A 14877-nucleotide genomic window follows, 5' to 3' on the forward strand; every position below is an offset into this window, starting at 1 on the left:
CCCTCCGCCGCCGCCGGAAAATCCACCCCCACCGCCCGAACTAGACGTGCTGACCGGCCGAGCGGACTGCACCCCGGTGGAAAGACTTTTAACCATAGAGCGATTGAGCGCGTTCAAAGAGTTTCCTCCAAATCCGCCTTTCAGAGCATTTCCATGCGCGTAACTTGGTTGATAGTCTTTAGCGATATCCGGCAAAGTCTTTTCAAAATATTTTGTCCAAGGTTTTTCCACGTTCAATGCAACTGCATAAGGTAAGAACATCTCATAGCGCTCTTTCGTCATGGGCGGCGCTTGACCAGATCCGACTTCCACGGCGTTTAGGCGGCCTTTTTCTGCCGTTTCCATATAAAGTTTGAAGCCCTCTATCTCTGCCCGGACCGATTGGCCTAGCTTTGTCGGCGCCGGCAAGAGAATGAGAAAAACAACATTCATCACAACAATTACCAGAATGGCCAGAACTACATAAGACGACGCGGTGTTAAGCTGGGTTAAGGTCATCACAATTCCGATGACACTCAGAAGGATACCCAAAATGATCCACCCGGCATTCACGCGGTGATAATCTTTGGAATAACATTCGTTCAGGTGCTTTTCGAATTTCGAGCGCATAGAGTCGAAATGAGTGTTAGGGGACTTGTCCAACTTCAAATAATCTTTCCCGGGTTTGAACAGATTGTCGAAAACCACCTTCTCGTCCTCCATCAGGGGGGCTTTGGGTTTCGCTCCGCCGGCTTTTGTAAAGGTCGTGGACTTTTTATTTATTTTCATTTCTATCCAGCCCTTCACCGACAAGTTTATCAAAGTCGCGATCAGGGCCGTATTGCCAGACAATCCTCGTCTTAGAATACGATGTGACGCAGCTGCGGAGTAGTTTTTTCCGCGGTGGCTTGGAGGTTCATATCGGGCAAAGACGGGTTGCTTTGCCGGATCGCGGCCAACCCTGTCCCATTGCCAGAAATAAAACGCGAAGATTCCGAGCGAAAAGAGCGTAATAATCAATAAGGCTCCGTTTTTAAGCCACCAATAGCGTCTCAAGTCACTGCCCGTCAGGCCGTCTATCTGTCCCTTTGGAACTGTCACTGATACGGTGAGACCTTCGCCGGCAGATAAAGGGCGGCGGGTTTCAAAAATTAACTCTCCCTCCGCGCGTCGGGATGTAAAGTTATTTCCATCGGCCCCAATACGCCCTGTATTCGCAGTATAATTTAGCACATCCGCTTCAGCCGGAACTTTGACACGGACTCGAGCCTTTGCGACCGGATAATTCCAGTAATTGCCGGTAACGTTCCAGAGCAACTCATCAAAATCTTCGCGGTATCGAATCTCATTTTCGACCGTATAGACAAGTTGATAAGTGTGTTGGCCGTTCGGGAGATAAATGTCCGCATCCCCTATACGCCATTGCCAAGCATTATTTATTTTATTTTCCTCGAAGGGCTCCGCTTCCCCGTCTCGGGAAATCGATTTCATATCGTATTGAACTTTATCGAGAACGTCATATTCGGCAACATATTTAGTTGCCGGTAGTTCCCGAAATATACCTCGTCGATTTTGTCCGGGCGCGTCTTGAATCGTGATGTTTTCCGTCACTTTGACATCACCAGATGTCAGTAACTCCAGTTGAACATCAAACTCACTTATATGCTCGCCGCTTAGATTTACCTGTTGGGCGTGACCGCTAACGCCCCAAAAGAGAGCAATAAGAAAAGAGAGTAAAAACTGTCTCATAGCTTAACCTCGGGCACGGCATAATCCGTTTCGTCAATTTCAAAATAATCACGCTTAGAAAACCCAAAAGGCTTTGCCACGAAATTGCTCGGAACAGATTCGACTTTGGTGTTCAGCCCGCGAACAGCTCCATTATAAAACCGCCGCGCCATCTCAATTTTGTCTTCCGTTTCTGAAAGCTCATTTTGTAAATCGAGGAAATTATCAGAGGCTTTTAAGTCAGGATAATCTTCGGCCAAGGCGATGAGGCGTCCAACAGGCCGCTGCAGAGCGCTTTCGGCCGAGGCGCGGGCCGTAGGTTTATCCCCCGCCGCCAGAGCAGCGTTGCGTTTTTCGATCACATCCGAAAATAATTTTCTCTCGTGTGCGGCATATCCTTTTACGGTTTCGACCAGCCGCGGAATAAGGTCTGCCCGCCGTTTAAGCTGCACCTCGATATCAGACCAACCATTATCAACAAGCTGCCGACTTTGAACTAGTTGGTTATATATAATAATAACCCCGATAAGGATAAGAGTAATGATCCCTAAAATTACCCAAAACATACTCGTCTCCTGTTTTAGAAAAGATACGGCTCCCGGTCCAATTGCTCAAGGGCGATTATTTCGTCGGGTTTTGTTTCTTGAATGGGAGCCACAAACTCCATCCCAAACGTTGAGTCGCGTTTGTCTGCGCGTCTTCTAACCCCAAAGTCATGCCCGTCTGGCCCTGGCTCGGACTAGACTGATACGTTCGAAACAGCCGATCCCAAAAGGAAAAATTAAAACCGTAATTCATTTGGCTTTCCCGCATAATAACCGAATGGTGAACGCGGTGCATGTCGGGCGTCACAATAATTTTACGCAAAGCCCTATCTAAGGAAAGCGGAAGTTTTAAGTTGGCGTGGCTGAAAATTGCTGTGGCGTTCAAAGCTATTTCAAAAATGAGAACGGCCACAACCATTGGCCCGAGCCAGAGAACCATTACACATTTGAAAAGCATGGACAGAAATATCTCAATAGGGTGAAACCGGACGCCCGAACTCGCGTCGAGATCACGATCCGCATGATGAACTTTATGAAGCCGCCAAAGGACCGGTATCTTATGCGTGGCCACATGTTGGAGCCATATGATAAAATCCAGCACGAGGAAGGCGAGGCCAAATTCCATCCAGGCAGGCCAGTCAACCAAATTCAATAACCCCCACCCATTCTGAGACGCCAAAGCGGCGACGCCAACCGCGATAAGCGGGCCTAAAACCATAAGACTCAGAGAGCCGGAAATCACCAGGGATAAATTAGTGAGCCAACGACGCAGTCGCCCCTGCACGCGGTTACGCCGCGGAAAGAGGGCTTCTAAAATCGAAAAAAGAAGCAGGGCACTGGCAAAAATGCCTAACCGAATAAGAGCCGTCTCATCCATCTTACAATGCCTAACGCTCTATTTACATTTTTTAGCCCGATACGCCGCCCGAACGGCGCGCGCTTCGTCATCATTTTTGGCAGATGCCGCTAACGTTTCCGTTTCAAGACCACTACGGTCTCCGACAAGACTTGCTTGTGGGTCCGGCCCGACCTGTTGAGAGGCAAAGGGGTCAATCGGTCTTGCCCTGTCTGACATCGCGCGTAATTGTTCACAATCAAACCCCATATAGGGTTCCGGGTCCGCCGTTGTGCCGCAAGCAGACAGTATCAAAAGCCCTGCCAGGCCAACTAAATATTTCAACATGAAAACGCTCCGCCCTTGAAAGTCTCGGCGTATAAGCTAACAGCTTAAGCGCATATTACCACTTACAAAACCGTGACCTCTATGACTCGTCCTACCATTCTAATTACTGGCGCTTCCGCAGGGTTGGGCGCCGCGCTCGCGCGTGAATATGCCTCTCGCGGATGGGACCTGATTCTCTGCGCGCGGCGCGTCGAGCCGATGAAAGCTCTGGCAGAGGAATTAAAGCAAAGCTTTGATGCTAAAAGCCATGTTTTCGAGACGGACCTCTTCGAAGAAAGCGCGGTGGATAAACTCCTCGCCGCCATAGATAAAAAGTCTCTCCGAATTGACGGCCTTATCAATAATGCGGGCTATGGCCATCCAGGACAGTATCTGGAAAGCGAGTGGGGCGCCCATAATAATTTCATCCAACTCATGGCAACAGCGCCTTGTGAGCTTGCCCGAAAACTCGCCCCGGCCATGGTCGAGCGCGGCTTTGGCCGTATTATGAATGTTGCGTCTCTGGCCGGACACATGCCGGGATCAAAGGGGCATACACTATACGCGGCCGTGAAAGCGTTTCTGATTAAATTCTCCGAAAGCCTGAATTCCGAGCTGGACGGGACTGGCGTTCATGTCAGTGCGCTCTGCCCGGGCTTCACTCTGACGGAGTTTCATGACGTCAATGGCACGCGGGAGGCCATAAATAACTTGCCCGATTATATGATAATGGACGCGGGGGAGTGCGCGGAGTTGGCCTATGAAGCGCTTGAGAAAAACCGGGCTGTTTTCATTTCCGGACGGGTCAATAAATTCATCGCTCTTCTTGCGCGGGTTCTGCCGGCGACCGTCACGCAAAAGTTAATGGCCAAGAATTCACAAAAATTCCGGAAGGTCTGACATGCTACACGCTGATCCCAGATTATATGTCGCTCTCGATTTGCCAAGCGTTTCCGAAGCGGAAAGCTTGGTGGAGACCCTGGGGGACACTGTTTCCAGCTATAAAATCGGGCTGCAATTATTGCCCATCGGCGGGGTTGAATTTGGCCAGCGTCTGAAAGCTCAGGGCAAGCAAGTATTCTATGATTTCAAACTCCATGATATCGGGGCAACGGTTGAAAAGGCCACGCGCTCCATTGCAGGATTAGGCGCGGACTTGCTGACCGTTCACGCGCGTCCTGATGTGATGCAGAGCGCCGTGAAAGGGCGAGGCGATAGCCCGCTTAAACTGCTCGGCGTCACTGTTCTGACCTCTCTCGATAAAAGTGCTCTCGAAGCGATTGGCTATGATGACGACGCCAAAACTCTGGTGATGCGCCGTGTGGAGCAAGCGGTTGAGGCGGGAATGGACGGCGTTGTGTCGTCCCCGCTCGAGGCCGCAGCCATTCGGGCGGTTGTCCCAAAAGATTTTCTCATCGTCACACCTGGCGTTCGTATGCCGGGCGGCGAAGCAGGTGATCAAAAACGGATAGCGACCCCAGGCGACGCGCTGAAAAACGGAGCGTCGCACCTCGTGGTTGGACGCCCGATTTCCGCGGAGGAAGACCCCCGCCAAGCTGCGTTGAATATCCTTCAAAACATGAGAGCCTAATTAGAAAGCCCTTCAGCGAAAAACTGAAGGGCATATATTTTCTTACCAGGCAGACCCGTAACGGCTTGCCCCGACATGGACGGGCATGCAACCGCTATAACAGGGCGGCGGGGGCGGCGGCGCGACGCAGCACGGCTTTGGAGCTGGAGGCGGCGGAGGCGGCGGCGCAAATGGCGCGCAGCAAACCGGATAGCGCACATAAATTATCGGGCGCACGATACGGTAATAAGTTGTCTTCGGAACGGGTTTGACCACATTGTAACACCCTAAAACGCGGCCCCCCTCAGGCTTATAAACGGCCGTCGGGCAGTTTGTTGCCTGAAGGCTTTCGTTTTGGCCGAGACCGGGTAAGGTTCCTGAAAACCCATAAGTCTGAACGTTACCGTCAGTGTAAGCCTCGCTGATAGAGCCGGAGCCGTAACGGGCGCTGGCCTCATATTGAGACATCTCGCCGCCATAGGTGGACTGGCTATAAGAAGACATTCCATAGGAAGAGTGACCATAACTCGACGAACCGTAGGATTGGCCGTAATGACCTGCATTAGCCGCCGTCGACAGTGCGAAGCCGGCGGCGCTCAAAACAGCATTTTTAAAAATTCGGGACATGATATCCACCTCTCATTTTACGTCATAGAAAGGGCTCAGGCTGAAATCTTTGCAGCCGGGTCGGCGTCCTGCCGAGCTCTCATTTTTGACTTGTAATTATCGCGCCAGCTTTAGCGCCGCGCAATTTGATTCTCTTTTTGCGGGTATCAGAGCCGGTTTTCCGGCTCTTCCCCCTGCCGAATTAATAGGTCCACCCAGGATATTGGGGTTGAGCCGGGACATGCCCTTGATGCGGGGCATGGGGTTGCGACGTCTGGCACGTCGGAACCGGAACGCCGACCACAGGATTGACGACTTGGGTTTCCACTTTGCGCTTGCAGATAACCTGCGTCGCTAATGTGTCGCCAAAAAAGGTCGGGCCAGATGTTTTCTCCCAATAGGTTCCGTCTGCGCCCACAGTCGAGCCGTAAGTTCCGTTGCTCTGCAGAACCGGGGCGCCGGCCAGTTGCGACGCGCCAAAGGCATAGGTTTCAGGAATGCCAACTTGTTGTAAATAAGCTGGGGCGGGCGCTTGAACGCCGCCCATAAAGCCCGAACTGCGCGCGCCATATGTGGTCGGGATAGAAACCTGACCTGTATATTCGCGGTTTTGCCTCGTCATCGAAGGGCGAGGCGCAACGCCGCCGCTGACATGCGGCTGCGGAATTGTCCGGCCTGAATTGAGAACACGGTCTGCATTTTCTGGGCTACGGTCGACCCTTGACGTTGGAATATGGGCAATTCCCGGCACGAATCCGGCGTCGCCATATTGGCGAGATTGAAACAAAGAATGATCCACGGTTTGCGAGCTATATGTTGTCGGGATTGAAACCTGGCCCGTGTAAGCAGGCGGCGGCGCAGGCGCAAAAAGCTCCACATTTACGGGAACGCCTGCGTCCTGGCGGCAATATTGCGTCGATTCCGGATGACATCCGCCTGTAAACGCGACGGGCGCATCTGAGAGACCGGGCCCGGCTTCCAGGCTGTGGACGCGCATAATCGAAATATGCGGCGCACGTTGGAAATTGACAGACCGTAAATATCCCATCGGGCGATTATTCTGAACCGTGACAGGGCCGAACTGAGCTGGCGGTCCCGGAATATAGCTAACGCCCAAACGGCAGTCCGGACCCGCGCAATTTCCGGCATTGGCAACGCCGGAAAGACTTAACAGACCGAGCACACTCACAGCGCCCATGATAGATTTAATTGGCATTTGCCACTCCCATTTCATTTCACCTGCGAATGGAAGGTCTCCTGCCTGCTCACCCGCTCTTTAATTCGTGCGGGGAGTGCAAACCTCTGACTTAAAAGTCATAGGCTATGCCCCCTCGTTCCCAATCGCCGTAGCGCGTGGGCTCCACACCTTTCGGGCCGGATGTCTCTTTTGGACGGTCTGTCTCCTCACGCGCTTTGCGGCGCGCTTCGGCTTCGGCCAGAGCCCGCTTTGCAGCAGGGCTCAGAACCTTTTTCTCCGGCTTAGGGTCTGGCGTCGTCTCGGGGGAAATATCTGTCATACCCGATATTACGCAAAAGCCGTACAGTCCGTCAAACCGAGAATACCGATCCAACTTGTAACGTCTCTACACAAAGAGCGATAAAATTTAATTAAACGCGTATTGGGGAGTTATTAAGCATAAGCTTTAGGATTTCGTTTTTAGGAACATACGTCTTGTCTTCTCATCCATTCTCTCTTTTCATTTCGCTATCTCTTTGATTTCAGTCTATTTGGAGAAGGTGGGCGTCCGTGTGGTACTTGGGCTACAGGGGGAAACCTGGGTTGCAATAAATGTAGTTTTCGTAGCCTAGCGGCCACACGGCAACATGTTTCTCCGCTGAGGGCCGAACCAGATAGTCGAGACGTGATCAGCTCTCCTCAGGCCAGCCGGACCACTCAAGGCGCGTTACCGCCTCAAGCCTCACTGACGCATGTCATCCTCTCTCCTAAACCAACGTACGCTTAAGCCCGTGAGAGCGGAACTTATCGCCGACCTGTTCAGCGGGGCCTTTAAGTCCGCCGTTCAAATCAACGATTATGAAATTAGCATGGAAAAGCAAGGTGAGGATCTATCTCTCATTTAATCTGTAAGGCATTGAAAGGGGTGAAGTTTCAAATCCGATAAATGTGGATCTTTTATTATTTAGACAGGGCGGCGACCCTAGATCGCTTTTTATTTGAAACGTCTAATCACCGCCTAACAATTACAACCAGTGTGAATAAGGTCTGAAATGAAACGAAGCCTACAAGACAGGTGAATTTATCTTGATAGAAGAGTGGGACAGGGAAATTCCCGGCAACGCACCGTAACCGCTCTTCCCGCATTTTCACATTCCCCTTTCGTCCTCCCTCTGCTAGGCGCTGTCAGGATGAGCGAACGTGATAAAAACTCCCGCCCTTCGGGCGACAAAAAACCTTTCAAAAATGGAGGCAAGCCGCGTTTCAAAAAAGGCGGTCGCCCCGATGGACGCCGAGACACGCGGCCACGAGATGCGCGGCCAATGGACTCGCGCCCGCGCGACTCTCGGCCTGGAAAAGATATTCCTCTGACCTCGGCGCAAATGACGCGCCAGCTCGCTGCCTCTGCCGTTCGAAATGTACGAATAGATGGATTGCCTTTGGAAACGGTTTTGTCGGCCCTGCCCGGCTATAATGAGCTTGATCCCAGAGACCGGGCTTTTGTTCGCCTGATCGCCGCGACGACATTCCGGCGCGACGGTCAATTAAAAGCCGTGTTCAAACCGCTCATCCGGAAAGAGCCTCCGGCCTTTATTCGCGCCGCACTGGAAACCGCCGCCGCGCAAATCCTGTTTTTAGGCACCCCGCCTCACGCCGCTGTGGGCGAAACTGTCGGTATGTTGAAATCGACCAAGGCGACCCGCGGCTTTGCCAATCTGGCCAATGCCGTGCTTCGGAAAGTGGTCGAAGAGGGTTCGAAACTGGCCGGGATGGAAGCCCCGCGCGCCAATATTCCCGGATGGATACGCGGCGCCTGGGAGCGGAGTTATGGCCGCGCTGCCGTGCGGAAATCCTCGCTTCAGTTGATTAAAGATCCGCCTCTGGATTTGACTTTAAAAGACAGCACAGACGACAACACAAAAAAGTGGGCCGAAACGCTCGGGGCCGCTGTCATTATGCCCGGTACGGTTCGCCTGTCTTCTATCGGGAATGTCGCCGAGTTGGAGGGTTACACCGCAGGAGATTGGTGGGCACAGGACGTGGCAGCAACGCTCCCTGTCAGGGCATTGGAAACGGCTCTGGGCGATCTGGCCGGGAAAACGGCGCTGGATCTCTGCGCAGCGCCGGGCGGAAAAACCATGCAATTGGCCGCCCAAGGCGCAAAGGTCACGGCCGTCGATAAATCCGAAAGCCGCCTTGCCCGCGTTCACGAAAATATGGCCCGCGTGAAACTTGACGCTGAAATCATTTGTGCGGATGCACTGGAATGGGAAACCGATAAGACGTTTGATGTTGTTTTACTCGACGCGCCTTGTACCGCAACCGGGACCTTCCGGCGGCATCCGGATGTGCTCCATAACCGAACACCCAAAACTTTGTCGCAGCTTGTGAAACTGCAGGACAAGCTCCTCCCGAAAGCCGCAAGCCTTGTGGCGCCGGGCGGGTATTTGGTCTTCGCGACCTGCTCCCTCCAGCCCGAAGAGGGGGAGCCGCGCATCGCCAAGTTTTTGGAAAATGCGCCCGAATTCCGCCGCATTCCGGGATTAGCGCTACCTGGTCTGGACGCGCCAGATATCGTCAATGAAAACGGAAGTCTGCGAACTCTGCCGTATTATCTGGAAGAGGAAGGCGGAATGGATGGTTTCTTTATTTCGGTGATGCAGAGAAAAGAGAAGGAATAACTACGGCACAATATGATTTTAAGGGGCGTTTATCGCCCGTTAACGTAAATTGGTCTACTCTTTGCAAGTAATTGACACAATGTTTCATAATGGGAGGCTCAGATGAGCACGCATTTATATCTCCGCGCATCGGCCATTGCCGCAATCAGCGTGGTTACTTTTGCCGCGACAGCCGCGTCAGCCAATCCGCAAAGCAGCCGTTACGGCGATATCTATGACTATGAAAGTGGTCATAATTGCGGTCAATCTTGCGCGGCGCCTGCGCCGACCCAAGTCCTCCGCGCTCCGGCTTATGTCCCGCCTCAGCCTGTTTCCGGCCCGCCAATCTATGTGGATTGCTCGGTTATGGGTAGCTGCGCGCCGCAGCCAACCACAGTTTATACAGCTCCACAAACCACGCATTCTAATACGTATTCCCAAGGCACGAGCTATTCTCAGGGCACGACTTACAGCTCTGCGCCTCTTAACTGCCCGGCTGGTACAACAGCTCAAGCCGACGGCACGTGCCTGCAAGGGTCAAGCTATAGCCACTCTATGAGCACCACAACGCACACGGAAACAACGCCTTATCAGGGCACTATGTCTTATAGCGACCCTGTGAACTGCCCCGGCGGCACGATGGCTCAGCCTGACGGCACTTGCTTGCAAATGTCTGATTATTCCGTCGAAATTTATCAGGGTGATGCCCAGACTAATTATGGCTATCAGTCCAGCGGCGCATCGACAGATTACCGTCCTATCCGGAAATAACGGTTCTGTTTTACACTGGTTATAACAGCTATCAAAACCCGCTTTTACAGCGGGTTTTTTCTTGCCTATTTATCCCTCCGAGACTCGGCTCTAACGCGCCCTGCGCCTTGCGCGGTTTTCCTGTGACTGATAGAAGACAGTCCAATTAGAAAAAGAGCCGTCCCCATGCCTGCTTTAATCTCGCCTTCCATACTGTCTGCTGACTTTGCCGCCCTTGGCCCGGCCGTGCGCGATATCGACAAAGCTGGGGCCGATATGATCCATATCGATGTCATGGACGGGCATTATGTGCCCAACCTGACCATCGGACCGATGGTGGTGAAAGCGCTTCGCCCGCACAGCGACAAGCCTTTCGACGTGCATTTGATGATCTCTCCGGCGGATCCGTATATTCCGGCTTTCATTGATGCAGGCGCTGATATTATTTCCATCCACCCAGATGCCGGCCCGCATCTGCACCGTTCTTTGCAAAGCATTAAAGATGCAGGCGTAAAAGCGGGTATCGTTCTCAACCCCGGGACGCCGGTGGAAGTTGTCGATCCTGTTATCGACCTGCTCGACATGATTTTGGTCATGAGCGTCAATCCCGGATATGGCGGGCAAAGTTTCATTCCGTCGCAACTCGATAAGATCAAACTCTTGAGAGAAAAAATAGACGCAACAGGCCGCGATATTATCTTGGAAGTTGATGGCGGCGTAAATCCTGAAACCGCTAAAGACTGCCTCGCCGCCGGGGCAACTTCTTTGGTCGCGGGCAGCGCGGTCTTTAACGGCGCAGGGGATTACGCGGAAAATATTGCGGCGCTGAGAGGCGGCGCCTCTTCCGCCCCTGCAGCTAAGGTCGCTTAGGGCCTCCGGTCCCGAAGTCCCCATGTCCTCCGCGCGTCTTTCCACCTCTTCCCTTCTGCTGGCGGCGTTGTCCGCCAAGGGCAGCGCTGTCGCCGACAGTCTGGGTGAACCCTTTCGGATGATGCGCCTGCGCGCCGGACGGCCGGGACCTTTTCATCCTGCGAGTCCCGCCTATCACATCGGCGATAAAGACAAGGGGCAAGACCTCCTTTCGGGCAAATTTACCTATGGCGGACAATCCGTCGATGTCGGACTGCAAGGTGATCCTTGGACAATTACTGTGCCCTCCACCCGCTACGCAGCATGGCTGCATAGCTTTGAGTGGATGAATGACCTGCTTGCCGTGGGGCCGAAAGCCAAAGGCAAAGTTGAGGAAAAGGCAGCTGCCTTACGCGCGCGGTCACTCGTGGACAATTGGATCACCCATTACGGCGTGTGGAATCATTTCAACTGGGAGCCGGAGATTTTAACGTCGCGCCTCTGGCATTGGCTCATTCACTGGACGCCGGTTCTCTCCTCCGACGGAGCAGGCCCAAAAGCGGCCCAGCGCCGGGGATCTGTCATGCGGCAGATGAAATACCTCCGCCGCCAATATAAGTCCATTCCCCCTTCTGTTCTTCGTCTTCAGGCGGCGGCCGTGCTGACGCTAGGCGGAGCGCGCCTGACGGAAAAGTCAGAGGGATATTTTGCCCGCGGTCTGGACTGGCTGGACGATGAAATTGACGCGCAAATTCTTCCGGACGGGGGCCATATTTCGCGCAGCCCCGAAGACACTCTCAATTGCCTGGACATTCTGCTGTCCTTGGACACCTGCTTGGCCGATCGCGGCGTAGAAGGCTCGCGCACGCTGAGCCGGGCGATAGACCGTATGGTGCCTATGGTTGCGTTTTTCCTGCATAGCGACGGGCGGCTTGGCAGTTTCAATGGCGGCGGACCGAGCGATGCAGCAAATATCAGAACAATTCTGGACGCTGCGCCCGGAGAGGCTCGTCCTTTCGCCTATTGCCCGCACACACAATATCAACGCCTCGCCGCTGGCGAGTCCGTCCTGTTGATTGACACAGGCGAAACGCCGCCGCGCCCCTTCGATTTAAACGCCCATTTGGCGCCGCTCGCCTTCGAGCTGTCCACGGATTTGGGACGCCTGGTTGTTAATTGCGGGTGGAATGACGCTCAACCTCCGGGATGGCGCCGTCCCATGCGGTCGTCCGCCGCTCATTCGACCTTGAGCCTCGGCGCGGAGTCTCCCGGCGAGCTCCTACCAAAGGGCTGGAAAACGCGAATTGCCGGAGAGGCCGTGTTAGAAAATGCTGGCCCAACCAAGGGAACACGCAAAGAACAAGAAGGCGGCATGTGGCTGGAATCAAACCATCAAGGCTATCTGTCCCGCACCGGTCTAGGACATAGACGTCGCCTATTCATGTCGACGGACGGTGTGGATATTCGCGGCGAAGATAGTCTTTACGTTCCCCTAGGCCGCTCTCCGCAATCGCGCGAGGAACGTCCGTTCGAAATCAGATTTCATTTCCACCCTGATGTCAGGGTAAGCCTCTCCCAGGATCAGGCCAGCGCCCTACTAGTTCAGCGCGGACAAGCAGGATGGCGTTTCCGCACAGATGGCGGGCCATTGCGTCTGGAAGATTCTGTTTATTTGGCAGAAGGCGTAAAACCTGTCCGCTGCCAGCAATTGGTCATTCCGGGTCGCGCCCTGTCTGATAATGACGGCGAAGGCCGAACCAACCGTGTGCGGTGGTCATTCCGCAAACTTGAAAGCCGCCGCAGAGATGGATGACTCCCACATAGAGGTTGAAACAGACTTGGCGCGAGACAGTGAAAGCCAGGTCGACGTAACGCCTTCAAAACATCGCCGGCTGCGCCGGCTCCCAAGCCCGCTCAGCCTGCTTATCCGGCTTTTGATGATTGCCTTTGACGCCTTTTTAGGCGGCGTCGCCATGCTATTTGTTATTCGCTGGCGCTATGATTTTTTAAATAAGCCTATCCCGACGGAAATCGACTGGCAGGCATCGATTGTGATGATGTTTAGCGTGGTCATCATCTGGGCGGCAATGCGCCAGGACAGGGCCATTTGGCGGTTCACGTCACTCAAGGACTTTCAGAGGCTTTTCATTGGCGTTGTTTTGGCCTGCGCCGCGGTACCATTAGTCTTGTTTTTCTTCGTAGGTCGCGGGGAACATTTCCCGCGCTCGGCCCCGGTTTTGAGCGGATTGTTCTTTTTTGGCATGCTACTTCTGAGCCGGCTCTTGTCGATGATCGTTCAAAATGGGGACATACGGGCTTTATTCCGCCGGCAGTCTCAATTTGCAAATGATGCCATTTTAATTGGGCCGAGCTCAAAGCTTTATACTTATCTCAGGGATATGTCCCGGCGCGATCACGTCGGGGCTGTTAATCCGGTGGGCTTAATTGAAACTTCGGGCGTGAATGTCGGGCGCTCCATTCGGAGCATTCCAGTGCTGGGCGGCGTCGAGGACCTTTCGCAAATTTATGCGAGGCTGGCGTCCCGGCGAGATAAACCCTTGCAGCTAATATCGATTGACCCACTTCTCTCCAGACCAGACACGGAAATTCTGGTCAAGTCTGCGGCGGAACTCGGAGCGCCGCTTGCCCGGTTGCAATCTGACGGGGTGAATACAGGGCTCACGACGTTCGAAGCCGCCGATTTGATTGGACGGGATGTCAGAGCACTTGACCTTGCGCCCGTGCGCCGCCTGATTAAAAATCGACGCGTTCTTGTCACCGGGGCAGGCGGGTCCATTGGCTCTGAAATTTCCGCCCAGCTTGCGGCTCTTAATCCCGCCAGCCTCGCTTTGTATGATTGCTCTGAATATAACCTTTATAAACTGGAAAAACGACTTCTTCCGTTTCGTCCGTTATCGCGTGATCCGGATTGGACAACGTATATTGGCGATGTGTGGGACGCCGGACGGCTGAACGAAGTTTTTGAATGGGAAAGACCTGAAATTGTGATCCATGCGGCGGCATTGAAACATGTGCCGCTTGGCGAGACCAATCCGATAGAGACTCTTCGTACGAACGTCATGGGAACAAAAAAGGTTATTGAGACCTGCATCCATCACAGCACAGAAAATTTCATCCTGATCTCTACCGACAAGGCCGTCAATCCGATCAACATTATGGGCGCCAGCAAACGCATTGTTGAAATGCTAATGGTCGCAATGGCCTCTAAAGAGCCGAAACTCAATAGCTCCGCCGTGCGGTTCGGGAATGTGCTGGCTTCAACCGGGTCTGTCGTGCCCTTATTTGAGGATCAAATTGCGGCGGGAGGGCCCGTCACCGTGACCCACAAAGAAGTCTGCCGATATTTCATGACGACCTCCGAAGCCGCCGCGCTGGTCCTTCAAGCCGCCGCGCTGGAAGACCCTAGCGAGAGGAAAAAAGCCGAGTCCCAAGCAGATATTTATGTGCTCGAAATGGGCGACCCGGTTAATATTTCCCAACTCGCCAAACAACTTATTCGACTTCGCGGTAAGGTGCCGGGAAAGGATATTGAAATTCAATATACGGGTTTACGTCCCGGAGAGAAACTGTCCGAGCTTTTAACCGGCTCCTCCGAAAATTTAGAGCCGACCACCGTTGACGGGATCCAGCGGTTTACTGGAGAGGTTGCCGACGTCGAAGACATTATGGTCCAGATCGACAAATTGCTCCGCGCTATAAATAAGAGAGACCGGAAAGCCATTATGCGCGTGTTGAAAACATTGCTCCCCGAATTTGAACCTAATGGCGCCCTGGTCGCCAAAACCCGGCCGACCAATTAACCCCAACCCTAGCAAACCCGTCACTTCCCA

At 53.4% G+C, this 14877-nt stretch carries 15 protein-coding genes; 8 read left to right on the forward strand and 7 right to left on the reverse strand.

All coding sequences use genetic code 11. The annotated features are described in order from the left end of the window. The 4 genes from ACNA05_RS11055 to ACNA05_RS11070 all read right to left on the reverse strand — a co-directional run. Positions 1 to 1728: DUF2207 domain-containing protein (locus ACNA05_RS11055; protein WP_415811553.1), on the reverse strand; the 1728-nt coding region annotated here is incomplete at its 3' end. Then, on the reverse strand, positions 1725 to 2273 hold the full coding sequence (locus tag ACNA05_RS11060; RefSeq protein ID WP_415811554.1) for a LemA family protein: 549 nt from the start codon (positions 2271 to 2273) through the stop codon (positions 1725 to 1727). The genes ACNA05_RS11060 and ACNA05_RS11055, both read right to left, overlap by 4 nt. 55 nt (positions 2274 to 2328) lie before the next feature. After that, a complete protein-coding gene (locus ACNA05_RS11065) occupies positions 2329 to 3129 on the reverse strand; it encodes a sterol desaturase family protein (RefSeq protein WP_415811555.1) in 801 nt (266 codons plus the stop codon). Positions 3130 to 3147: 18 nt separating this feature from the next. Further along, positions 3148 to 3435 carry a hypothetical protein gene (locus tag ACNA05_RS11070; protein WP_415811556.1) on the reverse strand — a complete coding sequence of 96 codons (288 nt, stop codon included), beginning with the start codon at positions 3433 to 3435 and terminating at the stop codon, positions 3148 to 3150. Between the two features lie 81 nt (positions 3436 to 3516). Between ACNA05_RS11070 and ACNA05_RS11075 the strand changes: the two genes are divergently transcribed. Beyond that, positions 3517 to 4314 (forward strand): SDR family NAD(P)-dependent oxidoreductase, encoded by a 798-nt coding sequence (locus ACNA05_RS11075; RefSeq protein WP_415811557.1) that lies wholly within the window; start codon positions 3517 to 3519, stop codon positions 4312 to 4314. A gap of 1 nt (position 4315) precedes the next feature. Further along, positions 4316 to 5005 (forward strand): orotidine-5'-phosphate decarboxylase, encoded by a 690-nt coding sequence (pyrF, locus tag ACNA05_RS11080; protein WP_415811558.1) that lies wholly within the window; start codon positions 4316 to 4318, stop codon positions 5003 to 5005. A gap of 42 nt (positions 5006 to 5047) precedes the next feature. Here the strand turns inward: pyrF and ACNA05_RS11085 are convergent, their stop codons facing one another. The 3 genes from ACNA05_RS11085 to ACNA05_RS11095 all read right to left on the reverse strand — a co-directional run bounded on the left by ACNA05_RS11085 (position 5048) and on the right by ACNA05_RS11095 (position 7107). After that, positions 5048 to 5611, reverse strand: coding sequence for a hypothetical protein (locus ACNA05_RS11085; protein ID WP_415811559.1), 564 nt, complete (start codon positions 5609 to 5611; stop codon positions 5048 to 5050). Positions 5612 to 5792: 181 nt separating this feature from the next. Then, positions 5793 to 6806, reverse strand: a complete 1014-nt coding sequence (locus tag ACNA05_RS11090) for a hypothetical protein (RefSeq protein WP_415811560.1) — start codon at positions 6804 to 6806, stop codon at positions 5793 to 5795. A 91-nt stretch (positions 6807 to 6897) separates the two neighbouring features. Beyond that, on the reverse strand, positions 6898 to 7107 hold the full coding sequence (locus tag ACNA05_RS11095) for a DUF1674 domain-containing protein (protein ID WP_415811561.1): 210 nt from the start codon (positions 7105 to 7107) through the stop codon (positions 6898 to 6900). Between the two features lie 412 nt (positions 7108 to 7519). On the opposite strand from ACNA05_RS11095, the gene ACNA05_RS11100 reads away from it, so the two are divergent. The 6 genes from ACNA05_RS11100 (at position 7520) to ACNA05_RS11125 (ending at position 14847) form a co-directional block, all read left to right on the forward strand. Then, positions 7520 to 7672 (forward strand): hypothetical protein, encoded by a 153-nt coding sequence (locus tag ACNA05_RS11100; protein ID WP_415811562.1) that lies wholly within the window; start codon positions 7520 to 7522, stop codon positions 7670 to 7672. Between the two features lie 285 nt (positions 7673 to 7957). After that, on the forward strand, positions 7958 to 9448 hold the full coding sequence (locus ACNA05_RS11105) for an RsmB/NOP family class I SAM-dependent RNA methyltransferase (protein ID WP_415811563.1): 1491 nt from the start codon (positions 7958 to 7960) through the stop codon (positions 9446 to 9448). Positions 9449 to 9550: 102 nt separating this feature from the next. Further along, positions 9551 to 10198, forward strand: a complete 648-nt coding sequence (locus ACNA05_RS11110) for a hypothetical protein (RefSeq protein WP_415811564.1) — start codon at positions 9551 to 9553, stop codon at positions 10196 to 10198. A 165-nt stretch (positions 10199 to 10363) separates the two neighbouring features. Further along, positions 10364 to 11047: a ribulose-phosphate 3-epimerase gene (rpe, locus tag ACNA05_RS11115; protein WP_415811565.1), complete on the forward strand. Its 684-nt coding sequence runs from the start codon at positions 10364 to 10366 to the stop codon at positions 11045 to 11047. Between the two features lie 22 nt (positions 11048 to 11069). Then, the gene (locus ACNA05_RS11120; RefSeq protein ID WP_415811566.1) at positions 11070 to 12839 is read left to right on the forward strand and encodes a heparinase II/III family protein; all 1770 of its coding nucleotides are present in this window, start codon (positions 11070 to 11072) and stop codon (positions 12837 to 12839) included. Beyond that, positions 12766 to 14847, forward strand: a complete 2082-nt coding sequence (locus ACNA05_RS11125) for a polysaccharide biosynthesis protein (protein ID WP_415811567.1) — start codon at positions 12766 to 12768, stop codon at positions 14845 to 14847. Before ACNA05_RS11120 ends, ACNA05_RS11125 begins: the two co-directional genes overlap by 74 nt. The last annotated feature ends 30 nt before the right edge of the window (positions 14848 to 14877 follow it).

The organism is Litorimonas haliclonae, assembly GCF_965138505.1.
Lineage (GTDB): Bacteria > Pseudomonadota > Alphaproteobacteria > Caulobacterales > Maricaulaceae > Litorimonas > Litorimonas haliclonae.

Coding starts and splice junctions, on each gene's coding strand:
- ACNA05_RS11070 (WP_415811556.1), bottom strand. CDS start 3,435: ATGTTGAAATATTTAGTTGGCCTGGCAGGGCTTTTGATACTGTCTGCT.
- ACNA05_RS11085 (WP_415811559.1), bottom strand. CDS start 5,611: ATGTCCCGAATTTTTAAAAATGCTGTTTTGAGCGCCGCCGGCTTCGCA.
- ACNA05_RS11065 (WP_415811555.1), bottom strand. CDS start 3,129: ATGGATGAGACGGCTCTTATTCGGTTAGGCATTTTTGCCAGTGCCCTG.
- ACNA05_RS11120 (WP_415811566.1), top strand. CDS start 11,070: ATGTCCTCCGCGCGTCTTTCCACCTCTTCCCTTCTGCTGGCGGCGTTG.
- pyrF (WP_415811558.1), top strand. CDS start 4,316: ATGCTACACGCTGATCCCAGATTATATGTCGCTCTCGATTTGCCAAGC.
- ACNA05_RS11095 (WP_415811561.1), bottom strand. CDS start 7,107: ATGACAGATATTTCCCCCGAGACGACGCCAGACCCTAAGCCGGAGAAA.
- ACNA05_RS11105 (WP_415811563.1), top strand. CDS start 7,958: ATGAGCGAACGTGATAAAAACTCCCGCCCTTCGGGCGACAAAAAACCT.
- ACNA05_RS11110 (WP_415811564.1), top strand. CDS start 9,551: ATGAGCACGCATTTATATCTCCGCGCATCGGCCATTGCCGCAATCAGC.
- ACNA05_RS11090 (WP_415811560.1), bottom strand. CDS start 6,806: ATGCCAATTAAATCTATCATGGGCGCTGTGAGTGTGCTCGGTCTGTTA.
- ACNA05_RS11100 (WP_415811562.1), top strand. CDS start 7,520: ATGTCATCCTCTCTCCTAAACCAACGTACGCTTAAGCCCGTGAGAGCG.
- ACNA05_RS11125 (WP_415811567.1), top strand. CDS start 12,766: ATGACGGCGAAGGCCGAACCAACCGTGTGCGGTGGTCATTCCGCAAAC.
- ACNA05_RS11075 (WP_415811557.1), top strand. CDS start 3,517: ATGACTCGTCCTACCATTCTAATTACTGGCGCTTCCGCAGGGTTGGGC.
- ACNA05_RS11060 (WP_415811554.1), bottom strand. CDS start 2,273: ATGTTTTGGGTAATTTTAGGGATCATTACTCTTATCCTTATCGGGGTT.
- rpe (WP_415811565.1), top strand. CDS start 10,364: ATGCCTGCTTTAATCTCGCCTTCCATACTGTCTGCTGACTTTGCCGCC.